The organism is Hafnia alvei, from assembly GCF_964063325.1.
GTDB lineage: Bacteria > Pseudomonadota > Gammaproteobacteria > Enterobacterales > Enterobacteriaceae > Hafnia > Hafnia alvei_B.
In genome coordinates this window covers 4,190,242-4,215,303 of record NZ_OZ061315.1, presented here as the reverse complement: position 1 = coordinate 4,215,303, position 25,062 = coordinate 4,190,242, and the positions used below count along the sequence as shown (strand labels likewise).

Below are 25,062 nucleotides of genomic sequence, written 5' to 3'. Positions count from 1 at the left end.
TTACTTAAATATCATGATTTGTAGGTTCCCTTGATTCGAACCATGAGCAAAAATGGTGAGGTTGGAGGGGCGTTTGTGATTGAAACGTGTTTTGGCGAGGGCTGATATATGGGTGTGATTAAAAACCATAGACAGATTAGAGAGTATAAAAAATGTCTCGATCATATCGTTCATGAATGGAATAGGGCTGTTTCGGATAATGACATGAAACAACTGGTATCTAGGGGTGACTATTATAAATTGGCGAGAGCTATAGTTAACTCCCTTCCTGACAAAGAAAAGATAAAGGAAGCCGAAACTTTATTGGCTGCAGTGGTTAATAATGAATTATTACCAGAAGTGCATTTTAATGGTTGCACGATAGCGATCGCATTGCGTGTTTTTCCTTGTATTACATCATGTTTCATCCAGCAAAAAACAAATCCAATATAACAAGCAATGGATGCACTATTTCTGACTTTTCCAAAAAACCTGTCATGAAAAACGATGACATAGATATGATCACGCGGGATGAGTATGTGGATGCCATTATGCAGTATGTCGACGAAACCAAATTACCCTTGACAGATAAAGTAAAATATTTATCAGAGATGCAGCAATATTGGAGAAAAGAGTACAATACCCACCCACAACCTTTTGACTGGCTAAATAAAAAAAGTGAAGAGGATATTCAGTGGGCATGGGATTACATGGTCAAAAATCTCGTTCACTTTCCACTGCGTCCGATTAATAGCTACCAGCGCTGGCAATTTATAGAAGCAGCATTTTATACATTACCAGAGCGAGACCTTACCGAAATGATTTCAATCATAACCCGAAACAAAAAGAGAATGAGCAAGAAAGCTCAGCAGGAAAGTGATATTCATAACCTGGGTGTTGTGGGCTTTCAGATTGATAGCGAGAGCCTTGATTATAAATCAAAATTCCTTAAGGAAATGAGAAATGCCTGAGCTCAAAAAAACTGGCGAGAAAGAAACAGAACTGGTCAGAAAAAGGAAAAGGTTCCTAAGTTGGATGGTGTAACATTAAAAAAGCTTAATCAAATACAACAAGAAACCGGCGAGGGTATAAATGACATTATATCCAGATTAGTCGAGGAGGAGCTTTCCCATTATGTGTAGTGGTCAACTAATTCAGGACACTCTGTTAGCCCTTTTCCATTGGTTTTCATATTCGCAGGGCGATACCCCTCCGTTATGCGTGTGAGGCCGACGGGTATTGTAATAACTCACCCATCTGCTTATATCTGCCATTGCCTCATCTGTATCTCTGTAGCCACGGCGAGGGACCCATTCGCTTTTCAGACTCCTGAAGAACCGCTCCATCGGCGCATTATCCCAGCAGTTCCCCCGACGACTCATGCTCTGGACGACACCGTTTCTCCACAGGAGCTGTCGGAACTTCTTACTGCTGTACTGGCTCCCCTGATCACTGTGGAACAGTAATCTCCCCCGGATATGTCGGCTTTCCAGCGCATTTCTCATCGCTTTGCACACCAGTTCTGCATCTGGTGAACCTGATATTGCCGAACCCACCACGCGCCGTGAGTTCAGCTCCATCACCACCGCCAGATAGCACCATCCACCATTTATGCGTAGATAACTGATATCCCCGCACCAGGCCTGATTGGGCACCGATGGACTGAACGCTCGCCTGAGCAGGTTTGATGAAGCGGCGCTTTCTTCTTTACAGACCCGGTAACGGTGTTCACCAGGCTGACAACTGACCAGGTCACACTCTTTCATCAAGCGACGCGCCAGCCACCGTCCCACGTTCAGATTTTCCTGACGTAACAGCGTACTCAGCGCTCGGCTACCTGCGCTGCCACGACTTTCAGCATGCAGTTCCCGCAGACGACTGCGCAGCTTCATCCGCCGGACATCCACTGTTTTGTGAAGACTGGCGTAGTAGCCACTGCGCGATATTTTCAGCAACCGACACAACTCTGCGACCGGCCACTTCTGGCTCAGCCGTGTGATTAACGCGCAGGTTTGAACGGTAACTCGCTCATCAGCACGGCCGTCTGCTTTAGTATTTCTTTCTCCATTTCCAGCTGTTTTATCCGGGCCTTCAGTTGCTGGATTTCACGCTGTTCGGGTGTCAGAGCCACCGTGCCGGGCAGAGTAATGCCTGACATTTCAGCTTTATATTGTCTTATCCATCGACGCAACTGGCTGGGGTCAAGCTCCAGCGCCCGGGCGATGTCCACCACGCGTTGATGATGCCTGATGACTTGTTCAATGGCTTCGAGCTTAAATTCGGGTGAAAATTTTCGATTGGTTTTTTTTATCTGTGTCATGGGTTACCTCATTGTTTATCGCTACTTTAGCGGACTCATGAGGTGTCCTGGATTATTAAACCACTACACTGCCAGCCAATGGCTCACGGGCTACTTTTTATTGTCTGTAAATAGTCCTCAATCCATTGAACATCCTGCTTGATGAAACAGACCAACATCCTAACTGCTGTGGCGTAAAAGCCGAAGCTATCACGCTGGCCGCAGCGTTGAGAAAAGTGGGGCAGCCAGCTTAAAAGATGTTGTTTCAGGAATTGGCATTGCTGTTCCAGCTCTGTTGCAGTATTGCTGCTTTTCGCTACCAGAGTATCCATCAGCGCGAGCTGGATGGCGATATGATCGGGCGCTTCGTTGTTTTGTGGCGCAAGCTCATAACGAACCAGCCACTGCTGCATGGTTTTGCGCGCTTCATGCGGCGTGGTATGCGGGTAGTGTCCCGCATAGGGTGAAACGCCAGCGGGAGGAGGGAGCAAAAACAGTGAAGCGAAGTCCGCTGCGAGCTCAAGCTGGCGATCTTTGCGTTTTAACGCCGTGCGCAGGCGCAGCTGGAACTGTCGTACGTCCAGCCACAGTTCTGGAATAGACTTCAGCGCCTTAAGTCGTGCCTGAGTATCGGTATCGTGCAGGTGGCTAAGTGCCTCAGCGGTCAATTCCTGAAACAGAATTTGAGCGAACCAGCCATAAATAGAGGCCCGCTGCCGGGCCATATCACTAAGCAGTGGCATGAGATTCCTCTTGGTCTGCGGTCAGTTGTACCTCATGCGCGCCTCCGAATCCTGTCACGTTCGGCAGCTCGCCTTTGTAACGCTCTACCTGCACTAGCGCAGTATGGGCAGATGGCCCTTGTGACAGGCTGGATGTTCCAATATCTGCACTCAGGACATTCGGATCGCCATAGGTACATAATGTGCCGGCCTTGCCACCTTCCTTCGGTGAGTACCATGCTCCTTCGTGGATACGAACCACGCCCGGTGCATAATCTGGGCTTATCACTACACCTGCCAGCACCTGCCCGCGTGCGTTAAATACGCGCGCAACGTCACCGTTTTTGAGTCCTCGGGCTTTAGCATCTTCCGGACTGATATAAAGCGGCTCGCGATTTGCTACGGTGTAGCTTTTACGGAAGCTATCGCTTGAGCAAATTTGTGAATGCAGGCGTTTGTCGGGGTGACACGATTGCAGATGCAGAGGGTGCTGCTCGGCACCGTGGCCTCCGTGGCTACGTTCAAAAGGCTCCATCCATACTGGGTGACCAAGGCAATCTTGGTAATGAAAACCGGCAATAGTTTTACTGTAGATTTCAATTAGGCCAGATGGGGTACCTAAAGGGTTTAGATCGGGCTGATCGCGAAAATCACCGTGGCGCACCCAAGGCTTGCCGGCCGGGAATTCAATATAACCTTCACCATTCCAGAAGGTATCAAAATCAGGCATGGTTACACCGATGGCGGCTCCCTGAGTGACGCCCTCTTCGTAAATGGCTTTTATCCACTGCATTTCACTGCGTTTTTCGCTATACACTTCGTCACGACCGAAGCGTTTACATAAATCGGTAAATACATCGAAGTCATGACGGGCTTCATATTGCGGTTTCACGACTTGGCGGATCGCCATGAGTCCTTTATTGGAATGAGTACCAAATTGCTCAATGTCGTTACGTTCATAACGCGTGGTGACGGGTAGCACGATATCGGCAAAGCGCCACGACGCTGTCCATTGATGGTCCAGCACCACCACGGTTTCCAGTTTTTTCCACGCCTCGATCATACGGTTGCGATCCTGCTGTGCATGGAAGGGATTGGCCGCGCTAAACATAGCCATTTTAATATCAGGATAGGTGATGGTTGTGCCGTTGAACTCCACCTTTTTTCCCGGAGAGAGCAGGCAATCGACGATACGTGAAACGGGGATCTGCTCTGAAGCACCGCGGAAGTCGGCGGCATGGATCGGGGCCGGAGGGTTGCTCAGGCCGCCCAAACCGGATAGCACAGGCCCAAGGGAGGTTACGGTGCCGCCGCCATTGTAATGCCAGCCAAATCCCACGCCGCCGCCCGGCAGGCCAATTTGCCCCACCATGCAAGCCAGTACCACCAGCATCCACGGGTATTGTTCCCCGTGATGCATACGTTGCGCGCACCAACCGCCCATAAACTGAGTCCGCCCTTTGACCAGCTGACGGGCGAAATCACGAATGTCTTCAGCGCTCAGACCGCAAATTTTTGCTGCCCATTCAGGATCTTTAGGCTGGTTATCGTGCTCTCCCAGCAGGTAGGGGAGGAACTGTTCGAAGCCCACGCAGTAGTCTTTGATGAACGCCGAGTCGTAGAGTTTTTCTTGATGCAGCGTCCAAGCCACGCCTAACATCAGCGCGACGTCAGTTTGCGGGTTGAGCGCTAATTGCTCACAGCCCAGATAGTTCTGCGTTTTACTGCGGACCGGATCGACGCTGATAACACGCATTTTACCCTGTGCCACGCGCTCCTTAATCTGTTGCCAGTAGTCAAATGGTTGATGATCGGGAACGAGGTATTCAATTTGTAGGTTTTTGATCGGATCACAGCCCCAGAGCACGATGGTATTGGTGTTCTCAATAACCAGCGGGAGTGAGGTTTGCTGCTCATATACTTCCAGCGATCCCATCACGTGTGGCAGGATAACTTGGGCTGCCGCTGCCGAATAGTCCCCCACCGTGGTGACATAGCTGCCGTGCAGACCCATCCCGCGATCCATTGCACCACCCGCTTTATGCAGTTTGCCGATCATCTGCCAGTCAGCCAGACCGGTAAACACGCCGGACGATCCCGACTCTTTTTGCACCCGTTCAAGCTCCTGATAAACCAGATCTAACGCCTGATCCCAGCTCACGCGAACAAAACGGTTATCGCCGCGCTGGCTGCGGTCAGATTTTTCACGGTTGCGCAGCCAGTCCAAACGCACCATCGGGTAACGCACTCTGGAAGGGTTATAGACAATTTCCCGCACGGCGTTAAGCATGTCGCATGGATATTTATCGTGTTTGAAAGGGCGAGTTTCGATCCATTCGCCGTTAACCACTTTGGCTTCAAAGGCGCCAAAGTGCGATCCAGACTGGATCCATTGTTCTGGCATTTCTCCTGCGGCCCAGACTTTGCCGATCAGCGGATTGGGGGCCAGAATGCTCGCAGCGCCTGTAGCCAAAACACCTGTCATAAACCGGCGACGGGATAGTTTGAAATCATTAAGTTCCCTGTCAGTTCCTCGTTTTAATGAGTCGGATTGTCAGTGGTGTCACTGGCGTGGGTTTGCAGGTATTTCAGCAGGGTGCGCTCTTCCTGCGACGTCAGGCGATAGTAGGCTGACATCGCTTTTAATCCGGCAATCCAGCCATTGGCATTAAAACGGGTGGTTGGAGGAACGCTATGGCAGGCGCTACATGTGGACTGCAACATCTGGCCAGCGTATTGCCAAACGGGCTCAATGCTGGCTGAAAAGCCCTCGGTAGAGGTCCAAGCCGTAACGCTAATTTGCTGCCATTCCTGATGAGAGTCTGGGTCAATCTGGGTCTTCAGAATTTTTACTGCCGGTAGCAGTGATGGGTCCAGCACGGCGGCAAACACTCGCTTACCTGGGTATTGCGTTATCACGCGCCCACGTCCCTCGCTTTCGCGCCAGCCAACGATCTGAATTTCAACCTGATTATCGAGTTTTTTCAGTACGGTAACCTGAGTGGCCGGCATCAAAATGGCTTTTCCTGCCGGAGAAGAGGCCGTGGACGTGATGGCTTTTTCACCTAGGGTATACAGCGTTGTCTCATCGGGTAGGGACGTACTTTGCCGTTGCAGCTTTTCATATTGAACCCGAAAATCATTGCTCATATTCGGTTTGTGGTGCGCAATTCCCTTATGACAATCAATACAGTTGCTGTCTTTGAGTGCCGCAGGCGTCATCTGCGTCGCGGCATTGGATGACTGTTTCGCGTGATCCATTGCGTCATAGCTATGGCAAGATTTACAGGCAGCGGACCGATTCTCGGTCATTCTTGTCCATTCCCGCTGCGCAAGCTCAGCGCGCTTGTTTTGAAACTTCTCAGGCGTATCAATCGAGGGGGAAATAAACTCGTGATAGATATCGTTTAGCGCTTCGGTTTTACGTACCAAAGTAGGGATGATGCCCGGCGGTATATGGCAGTCTTTACATTCGGCCCGCACGCCAGACGCGTTTTTAAAATGAATGCTTTGCTCATATTCCTGACCCACCGTACTCATTGAATGGCAGGACAAACAGAATTCTGTTGAGCTAGTTTGATGGACTCCTTGCCAGCCTCCCCAGATAACAATCAACATAGCTAACGCCCCGGCAGCAACTAGCCAGAGCGATTTTTTACGTATCCATGACATGATTAGGCTTCCTCAATTCTCGTTATTTTGCTGTTAAACTAAAGGAGAAATGATCGGACTAATTAGATACGGCCGCCGTGTGTCATAGGGCCAGATGGATCGGCATGCGTAGCGTCAAATTCTAAGCTGGGATGTTGACGTAAATTGTCCAGATTGATTCTGGCAGTATCTGAGAGGTGGATTATTTTGATATGGGATATCGAGCTTGATAAAACCTGTGATATGCCTCTGCAATCACAAATATTTCAATATTATTATCAAGCAATCACGCTCGGTGAATGTGTAGCGGGCGATATGCTGCCATCTATACGTATGCTGGCTGGAAAACTACAGATTGCGCGAATTACGGTCGTGCTCGCATATGAAAAATTGATATCTGGTGGCTATATTAAAAGCCGCCCAGGGATTGGCTATCAGGTAATATTTGATCGACCCGTTGAGGTGACGCTTCAGGAAATACCTTATTTCACCGGGCCTGAACCCGCCGGATTAATCGCGGCGGAGGTGCCGGGAGATTTATATAATCAGCCGAGCGCAGAGCTTTATTGCCGGATGAGCATCCCCGATCCTAATGCGTTCCCTTGGTCGAGCTGGCGGAAATGGAATAACGCCCCTTCATATCTCAAAGAGCAATTAACCACCCGCTATCACTCTCCGCAGGGATTACTTTCTCTGCGCCAAGAGATTGTGCGCTATTTACGTTTATCGCGTGCAATCAATACCCGACCAGAAAATATCATTATTACAAATGGCACTCAGGAAGGGCTGTCGTTATTAACGCAACTCTTTGTGCTTAATCAGGCTAGAGTTAATCATTCACGCTGTCATATTGTCGCAGAGTCGCCATGTTATTCGGGGGCTTGGCATCTATTCAATTATTACGGCGCGCAGGTCAGCGCGGTGGATGTGGATGAGCAAGGGATATGTGTTTCCCGTATGCCCGAGTGTTCAACCCAGCTGTGTTATGTCACCCCTTCACATCAGTATCCATTGGGCAGCAAGCTCTCACTCTCGCGGAGAAAAAAAGTGTTGCTTTGGGCGCAGCGCGTTGGGGCCTATATCATTGAGGATGATTATGATGCCGTTTTTTCATGGGAAGAAAAACCACTGCCTGCGCTGAAGTCGATGGACAGCTATGACCGGGTCATCTATGCCGGAACGTTTTCCAAAACTCTGGGGCCGGGGATCCGTTTAGGGTATCTGGTTTGCCCTGATTCGATTCTTGAATCGGTGCAAAATATGAAAGCGCTAAATAACAGCGGCAGTAACTGGCTGTTCCAACAGTTTTTAGCCGAGTTTATGCATAATCAGGTCTTTTATACCCATCTAAGTAAATTATCCTGTGTTTATGAAGATCGTCAGCGCCTATTACACGAAGGCTTATTACGCCTGTTTCCTGAAGGAAAAATATGGGGCCATGCGGCAGGACTACACTTAACCTTAATCACGCCGCTTTCCGCTGAGTTTATTCAGGCGTTACGCGCTCGTTGTCTGCATGCAGGCGTGCGCTTTGATACCTTAAATGAGGTGGCGAATGGTTCCGAATTCATATGGCAGCAAATGAATAACCAGTCAGTGATGCTCTTTGGATTTGGAGGTTTGAATGTACAACAGCTACAAAAGGTACTTGCCGTTATCGAGCAGGAAATGGATCGCCTACGGGCAGAAGGATTGCCCACAAACATCATTGCTCAATGAGTCGGTTTTCAACTAAAGATTTTAAAAACATTCCGTTACGGGCGTTGTTTTTGGGAAAAGTGAAAAACAGCGGTGTTTGGCGATAGAAAATAAACGGCGCTCATCAGGAACGTGAGAATATCGCCGCCACGATAGGGTGCACGTGGCTCCCCACGCCCCTTGCTAGAGTCGAGATAGCTTCTATCGTTATAACTGATACTTTCGCGCCAAGAGGGCTGAAACATTTAACCCACGGAGAAGTGTGATCCGCATTAGAAAAAGTTTTAAGATAGATCTTTCCCCAACTGTTATTGCAACAGTGATATTCGCGTAAGGCTCTCGCTATGTGTGTGAACACGCTCGAAAAACATGCCCCTTTCGGTACGTTGTTAGGTTATGCCCCCGGTGGCGTAGCGATTTACTCCTCGAATTATGACTCCCTTGAAAACCTTGATCAGATGGATGATGCCGCATTCCGCCACTATCTGGACAAAGAGTACATGGGGTACAAGTGGCAGTGCGTCGAGTTTGCCCGCCGCTTCCTTTATCTCAACTACGGCACCGTGTTTACCGACGTGCGCATGGCCTACGATATTTTTTCGCTGCGCTATCTGCGTCAGGTCGTGAACGATAATATTCTGCCGTTGCAGGCGTTTGCCAACGGCTGCGAGCGTTTGCCGGTGGCGGGCTCTTTGCTGATTTGGCAGCAGGGCGGTGAGTTCGAGCATACGGGGCATGTGGCGATAATCACTCAGGTGTTGGCAGACCGCATCCGCGTGGCTGAGCAGAACGTGATCCATCATCCGTTGCCCGCAGGGCAGCAGTGGACGCGCGAGTTACCGCTGGTTTGCCAAGACGGCAAATACGTTATTCAAGACACGTTCGACGACACCGAAATATTGGGTTGGATGATCCCAACCGCTGACGATAGTTTTAGCCTGCCGCAGCCGCAGATCCCTGCGCCGTATTTGGCTATCCACAGCGAGCGCGTAGAAAATCGCGGCCAGTTTAGCGGCGCGTGGTTGAACGAACAGGATCCGTTGCAGCATACCTACGTGCAGGCCAACGGTGGCCATACGCTGAACGCCGATCCTTACCGCTATTTCACAATCTCACGCAGTGCGGAACAAGAGCTTATTCGTGCCACCAATGAGCTACACCTGATGTATCTGCATGCCACGGATAAAGTGCTGAAAGATGACAATCTGCTGGCGCTGTTTGATATCCCTGAAGCGCTGTGGCCGCGTCTGCGCCTGTCGTGGCAGCGCCGTCGTCATCATATGATCACTGGTCGCCTCGATTTCTGTATGGATGAACGCGGGCTTAAAGTTTATGAATACAACGCAGATTCCGCGTCGTGCCACGCTGAAACCGGGCTGATTTTAGGCCAATGGGCGGAGCAGGCCGGAGACGTTCTCGGCGGCGATCCGGGTGAGCATTTGCTGGATGCGTTGGCGAATACTTGGAAGCACAGCGATGCCAGCCCGTTTGTTCATATCCTGCAAGATCATGACGCTGAAGAGAGCTATCACGCGCAGTTTATGCAGCGTGCGTTAGCCAAAGCCGGGTTTGAAAGCAAAATTCTGCACGGTTTAGACGAGCTGCATTGGGATGCGTCTGGTCAGCTGGTGGATGGTGAGCATCGTCCAGTGAACTGTGTGTGGAAAACGTGGGCATGGGAAACTGCGCTCGATCAGCTGCGTGAAGAGAGTGAAGCGGAGCACTCGGCGCTGCCCATTCGTACCGGACATCCGGAAAACAGCGTTCGCCTGATCGACGTGTTGCTTCGTCCTGAAGTGATGGTCTTTGAGCCGCTGTGGACGGTGATCCCAAGTAATAAAGCCATTTTGCCGGTGCTATGGTCGCTGTTCCCGCACCATCGTTATTTGTTGGACGCCGACTTTGAGCTAAACGCAGAGCTGGAGCAAAGCGGCTATGCGGTGAAACCGATTGCCGGACGCTGTGGCAACAACATCGGATTGATCAGCCATGAAGATCAGGTGTTGGATGAAACTTCAGGTAAGTTCTCCGAGCAGAAAAATATCTATCAGCAGCTGTGGTGTTTGCCTGAAGTGGCGGGGCGTTATATTCAGCTGTGCGCGTTCACCGTTGGCGGCCATTACGGTGGTGTATGCGTGCGTTCAGAGACGGGCTTAGTGATTAAGAAAGAGAGCGATATCGATCCGCTGCGGGTGATTGATGATAAAGATTTTATCCGTTAATCGACGCTAAAAACTGACGTTATCGGCGTGTCATACCTGCGTGTGGCGCGCCGTTTTTTATTAGGCCGTTTGTTAAATAACGCTTATCTGATTTCCCCTCTCGACTTATTCAACATTATCCTTGACCAATGACAAGGCAGCCCCACGCTTAGCTTCTTTATAATCGAACCCGTTTTTCTTCTCACTGGTGTGAAAGCATGGCTTATCAACTCAATCTTAACTGGCCCGAATTTCTTGAAAAATACTGGCAAAAACAGCCAGTTGTATTAAAAAATGCCTTCCCAAACTTTGTTGATCCTATCACGCCGGATGAGCTGGCGGGTTTGGCGATGGAGCCGGAAGTCGATAGCCGTTTGGTTAGCCATAAAAACGGTGAGTGGCAGGCCAGCAATGGGCCTTTCGAAGATTTTGATGGCTTGGGTGAAACCGGCTGGTCGTTACTGGCACAGGCCGTTAACCACTGGCATGCGCCATCTGCCGAGCTGGTACGTCCGTTCCGTGTTTTGCCGGACTGGCGTTTAGATGATCTGATGATCTCCTTCTCCGTGCCGGGCGGCGGCGTTGGGCCACATATCGATCAGTACGATGTCTTTATCATTCAAGGTATGGGCAGCCGTCGTTGGCGCGTGGGCGATAAATTGCCGATGCGCCAGTTCTGCCCGCATCCAGCGCTGCTGCACGTCGATCCATTCGAGCCAATCATCGATGAAGATCTCGAACTGGGCGATATTCTGTATATTCCGCCGGGCTTCCCGCACGATGGTTTCACCCATGAAACCGCGATGAACTACTCTGTCGGCTTCCGCGGGCCAAATGGCAGAGATTTGATCAGTAGTTTTGCTGACTATGCGCTGGAAAACGATCTGGGTGGCGAGCACTACAGCGATCCTGATTTGACCTGCCGCGATCACGTTGGCCGCATTGAAGATTATGAAGTTGATCGCCTGCGCGGGATGATGATTGAGATGCTGAACCAGCCGGAAGATTTCAAGCAATGGCTGGGTCGTTTCGCGACTACGCCACGCCATGAGCTGGATATCGCGCCTGCGGAACCGGCTTATGAGCCTGATGAAATTCTTGATGCGCTGCTGGGCGATGAAGTTTTAACCCGCCTGAGCGGTCTACGCGTGCTTAACATTGGCGATAGCTTCTTTGTTAACAGCGAACCAATGCAGGCCGCTGAGCCTAAAGCCGCTGACGCGCTGTGCCGTTACACCACCGTAGGCAAAAAAGAGCTGGGTGACGCGCTGAACAATCCAGCCTTTGTGGCCGAGCTCACTGATTTAGTGAATCAGGGCTATTGGTATTTTGATGAGTATTAATCGGCTCTTTAAAGGCGATAAAACAGTCGTCTTTTGAACCGAGATACTCGGGCATAGCGCACCGCGGTGCGCTCTCCCTAATATCTGACTATGTTTGTTTTCTGAAGGGATAGCGATGGCTATCCCTTTTTTCTATCTGCTATTCAGCACCGTCCGCATTGTGCATTTGAAATAGGCGGTTATTGGCTTGTTCATACAGTTCGAACATTGCTGGGATCACGTGTGCAGAGGCTTTCAGCCATGCGCCAATCTGGCCAAGACTTTCTTGCGGGATTTGATTTCCACTCTCTAGCGATTCACTCAAATGCAATAATCCATGGCACAACCCTTCGGCGGATTCTGCGGCAATTCCGCTGATATCGTACAGCTGCGTGTCGCTGAACTGCTCGAATGATAAATCAGAAATCAGGGAACGGAAGATGGTGATGGAGTTGTCGCTTGGCGTTTGGTTTATTAAGTTCATGACGATGTTTCCTACTAGAGTTTATTTATCGCCATTACCAAAGGTTCCAAAGTTTGGTGATGGCACAGACAGGTTTGGAACCCCGGCCTCTAGCACCCGGTTAACCTTGCGGTTTCCCCGCCTGCGCCACCAAATGAAGTGTGCACGTCGGTGCCGAAAAAGTACAAGCTTTTTCAGGGCTAAAAGTTTTTAGGGTTCCAATCCCAACTACGGATTTTGCCGCAGCCAGATGACTATATGCCTGAGTTTTAGCCAATGAAATAGGCTGGATAGAATTACAGCAATTTGTATTTAAATATGGAATCAACCTCTCAGGAATTGGGGCGAGTAGCCCAAGGAAAGTAGTTCAGAATATGTGCCTAGATAACGTAGAGGTGGATGCATCTACTGATGTGATGCCTCACGGCCTAGGCAGAGTATGCAGCATATATTTGTGTTGTGTTACGTACTCAGTACGCATATTATTTGTTCATACATGGATCGGTATAGATGGATTATTTAGAGTTTGTCGAAACTCCCACTTTCAGTAGGATGCGAAGAGAACTAATGCAGGACGATGAGTTTCTGGCACTTCAACTCTACCTACTAGAGCACCATGAAGAGGGTGACACGATTAGCCATACTGGCGGATGTAAAAAGCTCCGTTGGTGCCGCTACGGGATGGGAAAGCGCGGTGGTATAAGGATTATCTACTACGTAAGAACCTTGAGTGGGAGGCTATATTTATTACTGGCCTATCCGAAAAATGCGAAAAATGACATTTCTCTGGAACAAAAATCTGCACTGAAAAATGCGATCCAAAATATGAAATAGCCGCTGTTATTGGTTGGTAACCTCTTCATAAAAAGGGCAAGTTTATGGAAAAAAAATTGTTTAATGATTTGCTTAGCAGCATTAATGAAATGGTTGCTATCGAAAATGGTGAGATGACAGTAAATCCAGAAAATGTACACCGCCACGCGATCCCTGATGTGAAATCAATTCGCAAAAGTATCGGTATGAATCAGGCTGAGTTTGCAAAAATGATTGGTGCTAGCTCAGCAACGATACAAAGCTGGGAGCTAAATCGCCGAGTGCCGAGTGGTATCGCGCTAAGAATGCTATGTCTAATAGAAAGAAATCCGAAAGTAGTTGAAACATTGAGATCTATTTAGATCTCACTCAAGCCTTCGAACGCCAAATGGATAATTAATCCTCCCTTCTGAACGTTATGTGCTGACCGAGCGACGAGATCATCCGCTGTTGTAACAGGTGATAACATCTACGCACCTCACGGCTCAGAATTAAAAATATCAAGGATATAGATATGCCTTTAGAACCTGCCATTGCTGAACTGGTAAACGATTTTATTGCGGCAGGCAGACCATCGCCTCGTCGCCAAACCGTGGCTGAACGGCGAGCGGGCTATGTTGCCAGCACGATATTGGCGGGTGAAAAAGAAACGCGTGTGGATGTGCGTGACGTAAGTCTGGAAGGTATGACGTTGCGCGTGATTTCTCCGCTGGGAGCTCATGGAAATATGCCAACGGTGATTTATTACCACGGCGGCTGTTTTATCAGCGGTGGCTTTGCCACCCACGAAAAGCAGCTGCGCCAGTTGGCCTATCACAGCGGGTGCCGAGTGATTGCCACGCAATATCGACTGGCACCAGAGCACGTCTATCCTGCGGCGCACGATGACGCGCATCATGCTGCAACGCTTGTCTGGCAGCATGCAGATTTTTTAGGCGTAGATCGCGAACAAATCACGTTAGCGGGCGATAGCGCGGGCGGGCATATTGCCCTAATCACGGCGCTGCGTCTGCGCGATGAGAAACGTTGGTTGCCGCATAAGCTATTGCTGATTTACCCGATGCTGGATGCCACGGCGTCTTTTGATAGCTACCAGCGTAACGGCGACGACTATATTATTACCCGCGAAACCCTGCTCAGCGGCTATGAGGCGTATTTTCCAGACATCGATCTTAAGCATCCTGAAGTCAGCCCGCTGTGGCGCAATGATTTCTACGGCTTACCGCCAACGCACATTATCACTGCGGAATACGATCCGTTATGCGATGAGGGTGAGGCGCTGTTCGCACGCCTCACCGAGCAGGGCGTATGCTGTTGTGCGCAGCGCTATCTTGGCGTGATCCACGGATTTTTCCAGCTCGGAGGTGTAAGCCAAACGGCGCGCAATGTGATGAGTGATATCGCTGTGGGTCTGTTATTTGAGCGTTCGTAAGCATGATTAAGCGCGCTAAACCTAGGAGCAACGAACCCTGTGTTTAGCGCGGCAAAAATACTGGCAACTGGAAATACGGCGGTTATATCGGTTTTATTTCCTTTGTGATTTAGACAGCATCCATTTCCACTTTTGCTCCTGATTCAGCTCTGAAGGGGGAACAGGGATCAGCATTCTGGGCATTGATTCTGAGTCATTTTCTTCGCCATCAACGTTAACCGCGTTTTTAATCCGCTCAGCAATATTATCGTCGATATGATCCACTTGGATCATGCGCTGACACTGACAACCTCTGCCTTCTAGCTGATTCGGAACGGTTTTGGTTTGGCAGTCAATCTCATCTACGGCAGAAAGAATATAAGAGACAAGATTTATGGCTTTGCATGGAGTGAGATCAAACTGATCGGCTATCTCTCGTGAGCTTATCCAACGTTGTTGTTGCATTGCCCAACGCGCCACGGACAAATACAAAGGCTCTGGTACGTATTCTCTACACATAAACTCACCTTTTAATTAAAGCAATTTTTATCAGATTAGCATTTGTTTACCATATAAATGGATAAGCTTAAATATATGCGATCATATTCACATTTATAATCATGGTTTGATCTGAATATACCTGTCTAATTACACCTTCGCTATGTATTTTATTTCATTTGTTGCGAAGGATTGTAACCGCGTTTATTGTTGTTTTATTGTAGTGATAATGTTTTGCTGCTGTATGGTATTACTTTGTTTTTGTGATTGAGAATATGTTTATAAAGACGTATTTATTGATTTCAAATAATAAAAAGCATAATTAATTTAATATCACATAGATGCGTGAGAAACCGTGCGCATTGGCGTGCTTTTTGCTTGCTGTTAGCGGCATAGCTATCTGGTTTGTCATGCTTTTTGTTTCTTAATGCCATGCGGCGCTAACTCTGTTTTTGTCATGAATGAAATAGCTAATGAGGGAGTGTAATGAATCCAATAAATAAAATTAATGTCCCTGAAATAATATCAAATGAGATGCGCGATGTATTACGTGTTCAGTATGAAAATGCAAAACCAATCGCAGCGGACGCTGATAATTCAACGATTAGACAAGCTTATATTGAGGAGAGAAAATATTGGAATGAGGAAGGGCCTAAAATGCTTAAGACCCTGCATGAAAAGATAGCCACTTCTTACGGAGAAATCGGTGTAAGAATATATTATCCACAGCGTGAAACAGCGGCAACGATCTTTTATTTACACGGCGGCGGGTTTATTGTCGGTAATCTTGATACCCACGACCGTATTATGCGTTTATTAGCCGATTACACGGGATGCGCCGTGATTGGCGTTGACTATACGCTTTCACCTGAAGCGCATTTTCCACAGGCGATTGAAGAAACGGTTGCGGTATGTCGCCATTTTTCTCAGCGTGCTGCGGATTATCAACTCAATATGCAGTCAATTGGCTTTGCCGGAGATTCTGCCGGTGCGATGTTGGCGCTAGCCACGGCGTTATGGCTGCGCGATCGCAACATCGACTGTGGCTACGTCAAAGGCGTTCTACTTTATTACGGACTTTATGGATTACAGGATTCTGCCAGCCGTCGATTATACGGTGGAGTCTGGGACGGTTTAACCGGGCCCGATATTGAACTGTATCAACACGCTTATTTGGCGAATGAACACGATAAAGAGTCACCTTATTACTGCCTGTTTAATAACGATCTTAGCCACAGCATGCCTGCCTGCTTTATTGCCACCGCAGAATTTGATCCGCTGATTGACGACAGCATCGCGCTGCACCGCACGCTTTCTGAACACCAACAACCTTGCTGCTATAAAATGTATCCCGGTACGCTGCATGCGTTTTTGCATTATTCGCGCATGATGGAAAGTGCCGATCGGGCGTTGCGCGACGGTGCCCGCTATTTTTGCGAGCAGCTTGAAGCAGGACAAAAATAGGCAAGTAAAAGGCGGGCAGTCGATCAATGTTGATCATTTAAGCTTGATTTTAGGGGGACCATACCGATGGGGTCGTAGCGGCGTAAGCCGCCGGAGCGCCCCGCGGTATGGTAGACCCGTGTATCTCGATCTCTTAAACGATCTGCATTAGCCGGTTAATGTGATTGCCCGCCAGTATTTTTAATACAGATCCATTTGGCTGGTTTTATCCAGCGATAAATCGCGCGTTTCGGGCGCTAAAAATACGGATACGACCATGCCAAAAAGCGAGATCCCCGCACCGGCTAACATCGTCATCGCGATCCCGTGCTGTTGCATAAACAGCGGCAGTGCATACGTTGACACCACGGTGCCGATTCGGCTGAGTGACATCGCAGCGCCCACCGCAGAAGCGCGAATGTGAGTGGGGAAAAGTTCGTTCGGATAGAGCCATTGCAAAATGCCGGGGCCGCCTGAGAAAAACGCATAAAGCGCAAAGGCTGAGACAATCAGCGTGATGCTAGGGTCTGGAATAATTCCTAGTACCGCGAGCGCGAGCGTCATAATGGCAAAGCTACCAATCAACAACGGACGGCGTCCGATGCTGTTGAGCCAATACATCGCTGGCAAGCAGCCAATCAGAAAGAACAGGCTAATCACCACGTTGCCGAGCACGGCCTCTTTGCCTTCGTTGAGCCCCAGCAGGCTGATAATTTGTGGGCCGAAGGTGTAGATGCCAAACATCGGTATCACCTGACAGGTCCAAATAATGGCGACGAACAAAATCGATGTTAGGTGCCTGCGGGTGAAAATCTGGCTATAACGCGTCTCCTGCGGGGCTTCGTCATCGAATACCACATGTTCGCCAAACAGCTTAAACATCAGCGCACGGCACTCTTCAATACGCCCTTTGCGAATTAGCCAGCGGGGAGATTCGGGCAGTTCAAAACGTCCTAACAAAATGATAATGCACGGAATAACCGCGCTGCCCAACATCCAGCGCCAGCCGTTTTCAACGTCATATAACAGGTAACCCACAACGTCGGCGGCGGTTGCGCCGATGTACCACATCGCGGCGATAAACCCCATGGTGAAGGCGCGCTGGCGCGTGGTGGAGAATTCGGCAATCATCGAGGTAGCGATGGGGTAATCTGCGCCGATCACAATACCAATCAGAAAACGTAGGATCACCAGCTCCAGCGGCGATGTAACAAACATGGTCGCGGCAGAGATAACGCCGATGGCAATAATATCAATCAGAAACATCAATCGACGGCCAAGCACATCGGCAATGTAGCCAAACAATGATGTGCCGATAAACAGCCCAACCAGCGTTGCGATCCCAACTAATCCCACCCAGCGAGCGTCAAGCTGTAACACGGGAGTCAGTTGTTCAAGTGCAATACCGATGATGACCAGCACGTAGCCATCGAGAAAAGGGCCACCGCTTCCCCACAGCATGATTTTGCGGTGGATCGGGGTAAAACTGATGTCATCAAACCTTTTGGATTTTTCCATAATGATGGTTTTAATCAGCCTGATAGCTGCTTAGCTCTGACATGTATCGCAGAGCTAAGTGGCTATAGTGGGTAAATAAAGGGACAGAAACGGGCAGGCCAGAATATCGATTTTTAGCCGTAGCGATATTCAACGCCAAAGGTGCCACGCGGGTAGTTCCACTCATCTAAAACGGAATCACGGCACAGGATCCGGCAGGTGCCGCATTCAAGGCAGCCCGCGTAATCAAAGCGGATCGTTCCATCAGGCTGGAGCTTGTACAGCCCCGCCGGACAGGCCAGCGTGAGGGTGTGAAACGCCGCCATATCAGGGTGTTCGCGAATGATGATATGCGGATGTCCTTCATCAACGTGAAACTTGTTAATGCCTAATTTCACATCAACGTTAACGGGAACATTGCCGGGGGAATTGGCGGATTTGACGGGGGCAGTCATAGCGCGGTCACTCCTTTAATGCCGTCTTTCAACAGGTTTAGATAGCCAATTTTTTTGCAATGACGCATCACCATTTTGCGTATCGGCTGTGGCGGTTGGCCGTTAACGGTGAACATATCCGCCATGATGTCGGCGACCATTTGCGGGTATTGGGTAAACATGCGCGGGTTTTCCAGCATGGCGGGGACTTTACGGTAGTGGCGTAAATCCTTCATGACCGGTAATTCCTCTAACAGCTTGAGATAAGCGTTCAATCCCTGCTCGCTAAAGTTATTGGCCTCTTTGGCTTGCAGTACGGCGCGTGCGGCCGCTTCACCAGAGGCAATGGCCATATCCATTCCACGGATGGTGAATCCCAGATTCATGCACATGCCCGCGGCGTCACCGGCGATAAGCACGCCGTTACCCACCAGTTTGGGCTGCATATTAATTCCGGCTTCAGGTACTACGTGGGCGGCGTATTCCACGGTTTTGCCGCCGGCAATTAATGGACGAACGGTGGGATGCTGTTTGAAATCTTCCAGCATCTGCGGCACCGATTTTCCCGCATCGGCAATATGGCTGAGGCCAACAACGATGCCTAAAGACAACGAATCACCGTTGGTATACAGAAAGCCGCCGCCCATCAGGCCGTTAGACGGCGTGCCGGCAAATAACCATGCGGCACCTTCGTTCTCGGTTAGGCTAAAGCGCGCTTCGAGCAGTTCACGCGGCAGTTCAATCAGCTCTTTCACTCCCACGGCCACATGCTTGGCAGAAACCTGTTTTTGCACCATGCCCAGTTGCTCGGCCAGCAGCGCGTTAACGCCTTCGGCAAGGATCACCACGTTGGCTTCTAAAATATCGCCATCGGCTTCAACGCCGATCACTTTGCCATCGCGCTGGATAAGTTTATCCACGCGGATCCCAGGTACGAATTGAGCACCGGCGGCTTCAGCCTGTTCCATCAACCATGGATCGAATTTACTACGCAAAACCGAGTAAGAGTCCTGCGCCGGTTCAGCCGCATTGGCATGGTGGTAATCCAACGTGACCGCGCTGTCGTCGGTAAGAAACGATATTTTTTCGCGGGTAATGCGGCGCTCAACGGGAGCATGGGCCGCAAAATCGGGAATGATGCGTTCTAAACTGTGCGCATACAGGCGACCACCGGTGACGTTTTTGGCTCCCGCATGATTACCGCGCTCGATAACCAATACGTTCGCGCCTTCCCGGGCCAGTACCAGCGCCGCAACGCAGCCAGACAGGCCAGCGCCAACAATAATGGCGTCAAAGACATCTTCAGACATAGGCTCTCCAAGTTCGATGGAGCACGGAAGCCACTCGCTAATCCGCGCTCCGTCGATATTTTATCGTTTTAGTTTTTCTGTCAGAGCAGGGACGATCTTCATCAGATCGCCGACGATCCCGTAATCGGCGTATTGGAAGATCGGCGCGTTTTTATCTTTGTTGATGGCCATCAGGATCTGCGCGCCGTTGGCGCCGACCATGTGCTGGATCTGACCAGAAATTCCCAGCGCCAGATAAAGTTCTGGCTTGATCATGATCCCAGAGATGCCAACGTAGCGTTCACGATCCATCCATTTTTCGTTTTCAGCGACCGGGCGCGAGCATCCCAGTTCTGCGCCAATGGCATTGCTTAACGCCGCCGCAATGGTGATGTTTTCCTGTGAACCAATGCCGCGTCCAACGCTCACCACCAAACGTGCTTTGCCCAGATCGACGCTTTCGCCTTGCTTGGCTCGGCGTGATACGCAGGAAATCGCGTGGGCGGGTGGGATAAACGCCAGCGTTTCAGCATTGCCCACTAAGGCGTTATCTTCTGATACGGCAGGGAATACGCCGCTGGCCAGCGTGATGACGGCGTAGTCGGTGGTGATTTTCTCTTTGCCGAAGGCTAAGCCGCCGTAAACCATGTGCGTGGCTACCGGATATCCGTCTTCCAGACTCAGCTCAGCGGCATCGTTAACCACGCCAGCGTTTAGGCGAGCGCCTAAGCGCGCTGCTAAGGTTTTGCCGCGACGAGTTGCGGGCAGCAGCAATAAAGCACGTGAACTATGGCTATGCGCTTTGATCGCCTGAGCCAGAGTATCGGCATAATCTTCAATGATGCGGTCGGCGGGCTGTTCGCCAATATGGTAAACGGCGTTAGCGCCGAGACGGAAAGCCAAGGCTGATTGCTCAGCGCTGTGGCTGATGACGTGAATGATTTCACCCAGCTCGCGTGCACCGCCAATCAGCTCGGGTAGATGTGAGTGGGTGTCACTGAACACCCATACTGTTGCAAACTTGCTCATATTGCCCCCAATTAGCTGATGACTTTGCGCAGATGTTCTGCGAATTCTGAAATTTGATCGTCGCTATCGCCTTCGATAATGACCCGCCCGCGCGCTTTTTGCTGTGGAGCCTGTACGCTCAGCAATTCGGTGTATGGCGTGATCTCTGGCAGTTCTAAATCGGCAGGTTGCCACGCGGTTACCGGCTTTTTAGCCGCGCCGAGAATGGCTTTCATGGAGGGGATTTGAGGCGTATTGATATCAGTGGATACTGAAATCACCGCAGGCAGCGGAATGGTTAAGGTTTCAACTTGGTCTTCTAGCGTGCGTTCAACCTGAATGCTGTCGTCACTGAGGGCCACGATCCGGCTCACCCCATTGATAGACGCGACGCCCAGCGCCTCGCCGAGCAGCAAACCAACCTGCTGTGCATAAAGATCGGCTGAGCCGTCACCACAAAGAATTAAATCAAAACCGGTTTTCCGCGCAGCGGCCGCCAGCAGGGCAGACGTTTGGTGAGGAAGCATCTTCTCCAAACCTGCGCTGGAAACGACAACTAACTCATCGGGGCCGCGAGACAGCACGTCTTTGCGACCTTTGGCGTTGGACAGCGCTTCGCCACCTACGCTCATGGCCGTAATCTGGATGGTGTCATTGAGCGATTTCAAGCCGATAGCCGCTTCGATAGCGTTGAGATCGAATTGACTAATTTTGGCATCCGCTTTGCTGAGATTCAGAGAGCCATCACTATTAACGGTGATATCCTGCTCCTCGGGGATGAGTTTGTAACATGCAATAATTTTCATCACTTCTCCGATTTCGATAGGCAATACAATATCCGTAATACCCTACACATAAGACTACGCCCGTAACGTCACCTGCCAGGTGTCATTATTCCTAGAGCGAGAAACGTCAGGCAAAGATAAATAAAAATAACGAAAATAGTGTTCGCTATATATATAAATGTGTGCACGCCATAGCCGATTTAAACGCTATTAGTGGTGTGATTAAACTTACTGTAATAAAGAAAGGAGTAAATTAATTAATATCTAATAAAGGTATCCCTGTAAGTTGTTATTCGTGCCTTGTTATCACGCTAATAGAAATACCATGATTCACCAGACCAAAATAATACCTAGATCACCAATATTGAACGACTTAAAGGCAAAAAGCCTTCGCTAATAATGTTTTAATTTTGTTATTTTGATGATTTTAAAGGATTTAATTAGTATCGCTGGATCGGGGCTCTAAGACGCTCATTGGGTGTCAGAAAATAGTTTGATTAAGATCACGGATTATTGAACAGTCAAATCTCATTATATCTCGGCGTTAAGCGGTAAAGGCGACACACACGCAATGAGATACCTTTAACTATTATTAACAGACGTTTTAACAGATATTTTTGGCAAGCTAAATAACTCGTAATAACTAGATCCACCATTAATTGAAAATTTACCTGCAAAATTAGTGTTGGTGTTCTGTCTTTTCATGGCAGAAATTCTGACGTTTATTCTGAATATTACATCTCAAGTTTTTATGGCAAGGAACTCCTTTCCATGAGGGAAATGTGTAAATGAAGACAGAAACGAGCAAACGGAAAATAGGGATAGAACCGAAGGTTTTTTTCCCATCATTGATAATTGTCGCACTACTTTGTTATTTAACTATCCGCGATCTGAACGCCTCTAATATCGTCATTAATTCGGTATTCAACTACATCACAACGCAGTGGGGATGGGCGTTTGAGTGGTACATGGTCGTGATGTTTGTCGGTTGGTTCTGGCTGATCTTTGGCCCTTTTGCCCAGCGACGTCTCGGCGAAGAAGCCCCGGAGTTCAGCACCGTCAGCTGGATCTTCATGATGTTCGCCTCCTGTACTTCAGCCGCCGTGCTGTTTTGGGGATCGATTGAGATCTACTACTACGTTTCTTCTCCGCCGTTTGGTTTAACACCATTTTCAAACCCAGCTAAAGATCTTGGTTTAGCCTACAGCCTGTTTCACTGGGGGCCTTTGCCATGGGCGACCTACAGCTTCCTCGCCGTGGCGTTCGGCTACTTCCTGTATGTGAAGAAAATCGACGTGGTGCGCCCAAGCGGAACGCTGGTGCCACTTTTTGGTGAAAAACGCTGTAACGGAATTATTGGCACCATCATCGACAATCTGTATCTGGTGGCGCTGATTTTGGCGATGGGAACCAGCCTTGGGCTAGCAACGCCGCTGGTGACCGAATGTATTCAGTATCTGTTTGGCGTGCCTCACACGTTAGAGCTGGATGCGCTGATCATCTCTTGCTGGGTGGTGTTTAACGCCGTGTGCGTTGCGTTTGGCTTGCAGCGCGGGGTTAAAGTTGCCAGCGACGTCCGAAATTACCTCAGCCTGATCCTGCTGGCGTGGGTATTCATCATCGGCGCGAGCAGTTTCACCATCAACTATTTCACTGATTCTGTTGGCATCCTGCTTTCTAACTTCACCCGTATGCTGTTCTACACCGATGCCGTCGGCAAGAGCTGATTCCCGCAGGCGTGGACGGTGTTCTATTGGGCATGGTGGATCGTTTACGGCATCCAGATGTGCATCTTCTTGGCGCGCATTTCTAAAGGTCGCACCGTGCGCCAGCTCTGCTTGGGGATGGTCGGTGGATTAACCGCTTCAACGTGGTTGCTGTGGACCATCTTGGGCAGCAATACGCTCTCGCTGATCAACAACGGCAAAATCAATATCCCGCAGATCATTGAACAACACGGGGTGGCGCGCGCCATCATTGAAACCTGGGCCACGTTGCCGCTCAGCACCCTCACGATGTGGGCGTTCTTTATTCTGTGCTTCCTCGCCACCGTAACGCTCATTAACGCCTGTTCGTACACGCTGGCCATGTCGACCTGTAAAGGCGCAAACGGCTATGACGAACCGCCGATTTGGGTTCGCGTTGGCTGGTCTGTGCTGGTGGGGGTTATCGGCATCATTCTACTAGCGCTTGGCGGATTGAAGCCGATTCAAACCGCGATCATTGCCGGAGGGTGTCCGCTTTTCTTCGTCAACATACTGATAACCATATCTTTCTTAAAAGATGCCAAGGCTACGCACTGGAAATACTAAGCGTTTTACCCTGTTTGAATTCGAACGATATAAACCACCAAGAGGCCTGATTTATGAATTTTGCACTGTCTGACGAACAAGAGTTATTTGTTTCCGGTATCCGCGACCTGATGGCGCAAGAGAACTGGGAAGCGTACTTCGCGGAATGCGATCGTAATAGCGAATATCCAGAGCGGTTCGTCAAAGAGCTGGCTGATATGGGCATTGATAGCCTGCTGTTGCCGGAAGAGCACGGTGGTCTGGATGCGGGCTTTGTCACCTTAGCCGCCGTGTGGGCCGAGCTTGGACGCCTTGGTGCGCCAACCTATGTGCTGTATCAGTTGCCGGGTGGATTTAACACGGTGCTGCGTGAAGGAACGGCGGAGCAAATCGATAAGATCATGGCTTTCCGTGGCACCGGCAAGCAGATGTGGAACTCAGCAATTACCGAACCTGGCGCGGGCTCTGACGTGGGCAGTATGCAAACGTCGTATACCCGTAAAAACGGCAAAGTGTACCTCAACGGTAGCAAATGCTTCATCACCAGCAGCGCGCATACGCCTTACATCGTAGTGATGGCGCGTGATGCGGCTTCACCAGATAAAGCGATTTTCTCTGAATGGTTTGTGGATATGAGCAAACCGGGGGTGAAGGTCAATAAGCTGGAAAAACTGGGCCTGCGCATGGATAGCTGCTGCGAGATCCTGTTCGACAACGTTGAGCTCGAAGAAAAAGACATGTTCGGACGTGAAGGTAACGGCTTCAACCGCGTGAAAGAAGAGTTCGATCACGAACGTTTCATCGTCGCACTCACCAACTACGGCACCGCATTCTGTGCCTTTGAAGACGCCGCGCGTTATGCCAACCAGCGCGTTCAGTTTGGCGAAGCCATCGGGCGCTTCCAGCTGATCCAAGAAAAATTTGCGCATATGGCTATCAAACTGAATTCGATGAAAAACATGCTGTTTGAAGCAGCATGGAAAAGCGATAACGGTTTGATGACCTCCGGCGATGCCGCGATGTGCAAATACTTCTGCGCTAACGCCGCTTTTGAAGTGGTGGATTCGGCGATGCAGGTGCTCGGCGGCGTGGGGATCGCAGGCGATCATCGTATTACCCGCTTCTGGCGCGATCTGCGCGTGGATCGCGTTTCCGGTGGTTCGGATGAAATGCAGATCCTAACGCTGGGTCGTGCGGTGCTGAAACAGTATCGGTAAGCCATTTATTAAAAACAATTTATTGAAAATAAAGGGCTAAC

The 25,062-nt window shown here is 49.7% G+C and carries 21 protein-coding genes and 2 pseudogenes; 12 read left to right on the top strand and 11 right to left on the bottom strand.

Annotated elements, in window-relative coordinates; all coding sequences use genetic code 11:
* The first annotated feature begins 108 nt into the window (after positions 1-108).
* Together AB3Y96_RS19615 and AB3Y96_RS19610 are read left to right on the top strand one after the other, a co-directional pair.
* The gene (locus AB3Y96_RS19615; RefSeq protein ID WP_367300014.1) at positions 109-432 is read left to right on the top strand and encodes a hypothetical protein; all 324 of its coding nucleotides are present in this window, start codon (positions 109-111) and stop codon (positions 430-432) included.
* A gap of 44 nt (positions 433-476) precedes the next feature.
* Positions 477-950 (top strand): hypothetical protein, encoded by a 474-nt coding sequence (locus tag AB3Y96_RS19610; protein WP_367300013.1) that lies wholly within the window; start codon positions 477-479, stop codon positions 948-950.
* 183 nt (positions 951-1,133) lie between these two features.
* Here the strand turns inward: AB3Y96_RS19610 and AB3Y96_RS19605 are convergent.
* From AB3Y96_RS19605 to torC, 4 genes and pseudogenes are all read right to left on the bottom strand, one after another.
* Positions 1,134-2,299, bottom strand: a protein-coding gene (locus tag AB3Y96_RS19605) for an IS3 family transposase (RefSeq protein ID WP_367300012.1) whose coding sequence is annotated in 2 segments (ribosomal slippage) — positions 1,134-2,002 and positions 2,002-2,299 — 1,167 coding nt in all. Because the reading frame shifts where the segments join, the coding sequence is not laid out codon by codon here.
* A gap of 83 nt (positions 2,300-2,382) precedes the next feature.
* Positions 2,383-3,021 carry a molecular chaperone TorD gene (torD, locus tag AB3Y96_RS19600; RefSeq protein ID WP_367300011.1) on the bottom strand — a complete coding sequence of 213 codons (639 nt, stop codon included), beginning with the start codon at positions 3,019-3,021 and terminating at the stop codon, positions 2,383-2,385.
* A pseudogene (gene torA, locus AB3Y96_RS19595) lies at positions 3,008-5,521 on the bottom strand (trimethylamine-N-oxide reductase TorA); the annotation flags it as partial. The pseudogene torA and the gene torD, both read right to left, overlap by 14 nt.
* A gap of 17 nt (positions 5,522-5,538) precedes the next feature.
* Entirely contained in the window at positions 5,539-6,672 is a 1,134-nt protein-coding gene (torC, locus tag AB3Y96_RS19590) for a pentaheme c-type cytochrome TorC (RefSeq protein ID WP_367300010.1), read from the bottom strand.
* Between the two features lie 222 nt (positions 6,673-6,894).
* Here torC and AB3Y96_RS19585 point away from each other — a divergent pair, with 222 nt between their 5' ends.
* The 3 genes from AB3Y96_RS19585 (at position 6,895) to AB3Y96_RS19575 (ending at position 11,893) form a co-directional block, all read left to right on the top strand.
* Positions 6,895-8,370 (top strand): PLP-dependent aminotransferase family protein, encoded by a 1,476-nt coding sequence (locus AB3Y96_RS19585; protein ID WP_367300349.1) that lies wholly within the window; start codon positions 6,895-6,897, stop codon positions 8,368-8,370.
* A gap of 323 nt (positions 8,371-8,693) precedes the next feature.
* Positions 8,694-10,571 carry a bifunctional glutathionylspermidine amidase/synthase gene (gss, locus tag AB3Y96_RS19580; protein ID WP_367300009.1) on the top strand — a complete coding sequence of 626 codons (1,878 nt, stop codon included), beginning with the start codon at positions 8,694-8,696 and terminating at the stop codon, positions 10,569-10,571.
* A 197-nt stretch (positions 10,572-10,768) separates the two neighbouring features.
* Entirely contained in the window at positions 10,769-11,893 is a 1,125-nt protein-coding gene (locus AB3Y96_RS19575; RefSeq protein WP_367300008.1) for a JmjC domain-containing protein, read from the top strand.
* 139 nt (positions 11,894-12,032) lie between these two features.
* Here the strand turns inward: AB3Y96_RS19575 and AB3Y96_RS19570 are convergent, their stop codons facing one another.
* Positions 12,033-12,356 (bottom strand): hypothetical protein, encoded by a 324-nt coding sequence (locus AB3Y96_RS19570; RefSeq protein ID WP_367300007.1) that lies wholly within the window; start codon positions 12,354-12,356, stop codon positions 12,033-12,035.
* Positions 12,357-12,845: 489 nt separating this feature from the next.
* Between AB3Y96_RS19570 and AB3Y96_RS19565 the strand changes: the two genes are divergently transcribed.
* The 3 genes from AB3Y96_RS19565 (at position 12,846) to AB3Y96_RS19555 (ending at position 14,580) form a co-directional block, all read left to right on the top strand.
* A complete protein-coding gene (locus AB3Y96_RS19565) occupies positions 12,846-13,169 on the top strand; it encodes a type II toxin-antitoxin system RelE/ParE family toxin (RefSeq protein ID WP_072308281.1) in 324 nt (107 codons plus the stop codon).
* 44 nt (positions 13,170-13,213) lie between these two features.
* Complete coding sequence (gene nadS / locus AB3Y96_RS19560; RefSeq protein WP_072308280.1) at positions 13,214-13,510, top strand: NadS family protein; 297 nt, start codon at positions 13,214-13,216, stop codon at positions 13,508-13,510.
* A 152-nt stretch (positions 13,511-13,662) separates the two neighbouring features.
* Complete coding sequence (locus tag AB3Y96_RS19555; protein WP_367300006.1) at positions 13,663-14,580, top strand: alpha/beta hydrolase; 918 nt, start codon at positions 13,663-13,665, stop codon at positions 14,578-14,580.
* Positions 14,581-14,673: 93 nt separating this feature from the next.
* On the opposite strand, the gene caiF is transcribed toward AB3Y96_RS19555, so the two are convergent.
* Positions 14,674-15,078, bottom strand: coding sequence for a carnitine metabolism transcriptional regulator CaiF (gene caiF, locus AB3Y96_RS19550; RefSeq protein WP_072308278.1), 405 nt, complete (start codon positions 15,076-15,078; stop codon positions 14,674-14,676).
* A 465-nt stretch (positions 15,079-15,543) separates the two neighbouring features.
* Between caiF and aes the strand changes: the two genes are divergently transcribed.
* On the top strand, positions 15,544-16,521 hold the full coding sequence (gene aes, locus AB3Y96_RS19545) for an acetyl esterase (protein ID WP_367300005.1): 978 nt from the start codon (positions 15,544-15,546) through the stop codon (positions 16,519-16,521).
* Positions 16,522-16,701: 180 nt separating this feature from the next.
* Here the strand turns inward: aes and AB3Y96_RS19540 are convergent, their stop codons facing one another.
* From AB3Y96_RS19540 to fixC, 3 genes are all read right to left on the bottom strand, one after another.
* A complete protein-coding gene (locus AB3Y96_RS19540) occupies positions 16,702-18,018 on the bottom strand; it encodes an MFS transporter (protein ID WP_367300004.1) in 1,317 nt (438 codons plus the stop codon).
* 113 nt (positions 18,019-18,131) lie between these two features.
* Positions 18,132-18,452: a ferredoxin family protein gene (locus tag AB3Y96_RS19535; RefSeq protein WP_367300003.1), complete on the bottom strand. Its 321-nt coding sequence runs from the start codon at positions 18,450-18,452 to the stop codon at positions 18,132-18,134.
* Positions 18,449-19,714 (bottom strand): FAD-dependent oxidoreductase FixC, encoded by a 1,266-nt coding sequence (fixC, locus tag AB3Y96_RS19530; RefSeq protein WP_367300348.1) that lies wholly within the window; start codon positions 19,712-19,714, stop codon positions 18,449-18,451. The genes AB3Y96_RS19535 and fixC overlap by 4 nt, the downstream gene beginning before the upstream one ends.
* Here fixC and AB3Y96_RS19525 point away from each other — a divergent pair.
* Entirely contained in the window at positions 19,625-19,813 is a 189-nt protein-coding gene (locus tag AB3Y96_RS19525) for a hypothetical protein (protein WP_367300002.1), read from the top strand. The two genes, fixC and AB3Y96_RS19525, sit on opposite strands and share 90 nt — an antisense overlap.
* Here the strand turns inward: AB3Y96_RS19525 and AB3Y96_RS19520 are convergent.
* Both AB3Y96_RS19520 and AB3Y96_RS19515 read right to left on the bottom strand, forming a co-directional pair.
* A complete protein-coding gene (locus AB3Y96_RS19520; RefSeq protein WP_367300001.1) occupies positions 19,802-20,749 on the bottom strand; it encodes an FAD-binding protein in 948 nt (315 codons plus the stop codon). The two genes, AB3Y96_RS19525 and AB3Y96_RS19520, sit on opposite strands and share 12 nt — an antisense overlap.
* 11 nt (positions 20,750-20,760) lie before the next feature.
* Positions 20,761-21,534: an electron transfer flavoprotein gene (locus tag AB3Y96_RS19515; RefSeq protein WP_072308273.1), complete on the bottom strand. Its 774-nt coding sequence runs from the start codon at positions 21,532-21,534 to the stop codon at positions 20,761-20,763.
* A gap of 767 nt (positions 21,535-22,301) precedes the next feature.
* Between AB3Y96_RS19515 and caiT the strand changes: the two are divergent.
* A pseudogene (caiT, locus tag AB3Y96_RS19510) lies at positions 22,302-23,825 on the top strand (L-carnitine/gamma-butyrobetaine antiporter).
* Positions 23,826-23,878: 53 nt separating this feature from the next.
* Positions 23,879-25,021 (top strand): crotonobetainyl-CoA dehydrogenase, encoded by a 1,143-nt coding sequence (gene caiA / locus AB3Y96_RS19505; RefSeq protein ID WP_040046094.1) that lies wholly within the window; start codon positions 23,879-23,881, stop codon positions 25,019-25,021.
* Positions 25,022-25,062: the final 41 nt, after the last annotated feature.

Bases quoted from the DNA above. Each gene is read 5' to 3' on its own strand.
- AB3Y96_RS19615 (WP_367300014.1), top strand. From the start codon at position 109: ATGGGTGTGATTAAAAACCATAGACAGATTAGAGAGTATAAAAAATGT.
- AB3Y96_RS19610 (WP_367300013.1), top strand. From the start codon at position 477: ATGAAAAACGATGACATAGATATGATCACGCGGGATGAGTATGTGGAT.
- torD (WP_367300011.1), bottom strand. From the start codon at position 3,021: ATGCCACTGCTTAGTGATATGGCCCGGCAGCGGGCCTCTATTTATGGC.
- torC (WP_367300010.1), bottom strand. From the start codon at position 6,672: ATGTCATGGATACGTAAAAAATCGCTCTGGCTAGTTGCTGCCGGGGCG.
- AB3Y96_RS19585 (WP_367300349.1), top strand. From the start codon at position 6,895: ATGCCTCTGCAATCACAAATATTTCAATATTATTATCAAGCAATCACG.
- gss (WP_367300009.1), top strand. From the start codon at position 8,694: ATGTGTGTGAACACGCTCGAAAAACATGCCCCTTTCGGTACGTTGTTA.
- AB3Y96_RS19575 (WP_367300008.1), top strand. From the start codon at position 10,769: ATGGCTTATCAACTCAATCTTAACTGGCCCGAATTTCTTGAAAAATAC.
- AB3Y96_RS19570 (WP_367300007.1), bottom strand. From the start codon at position 12,356: ATGAACTTAATAAACCAAACGCCAAGCGACAACTCCATCACCATCTTC.
- AB3Y96_RS19565 (WP_072308281.1), top strand. From the start codon at position 12,846: ATGGATTATTTAGAGTTTGTCGAAACTCCCACTTTCAGTAGGATGCGA.
- nadS (WP_072308280.1), top strand. From the start codon at position 13,214: ATGGAAAAAAAATTGTTTAATGATTTGCTTAGCAGCATTAATGAAATG.
- AB3Y96_RS19555 (WP_367300006.1), top strand. From the start codon at position 13,663: ATGCCTTTAGAACCTGCCATTGCTGAACTGGTAAACGATTTTATTGCG.
- caiF (WP_072308278.1), bottom strand. From the start codon at position 15,078: ATGTGTAGAGAATACGTACCAGAGCCTTTGTATTTGTCCGTGGCGCGT.
- aes (WP_367300005.1), top strand. From the start codon at position 15,544: ATGAATCCAATAAATAAAATTAATGTCCCTGAAATAATATCAAATGAG.
- AB3Y96_RS19540 (WP_367300004.1), bottom strand. From the start codon at position 18,018: ATGGAAAAATCCAAAAGGTTTGATGACATCAGTTTTACCCCGATCCAC.
- AB3Y96_RS19535 (WP_367300003.1), bottom strand. From the start codon at position 18,452: ATGACTGCCCCCGTCAAATCCGCCAATTCCCCCGGCAATGTTCCCGTT.
- AB3Y96_RS19525 (WP_367300002.1), top strand. From the start codon at position 19,625: ATGATTACCGCGCTCGATAACCAATACGTTCGCGCCTTCCCGGGCCAG.
- AB3Y96_RS19520 (WP_367300001.1), bottom strand. From the start codon at position 20,749: ATGAGCAAGTTTGCAACAGTATGGGTGTTCAGTGACACCCACTCACAT.
- AB3Y96_RS19515 (WP_072308273.1), bottom strand. From the start codon at position 21,534: ATGAAAATTATTGCATGTTACAAACTCATCCCCGAGGAGCAGGATATC.
- caiA (WP_040046094.1), top strand. From the start codon at position 23,879: ATGAATTTTGCACTGTCTGACGAACAAGAGTTATTTGTTTCCGGTATC.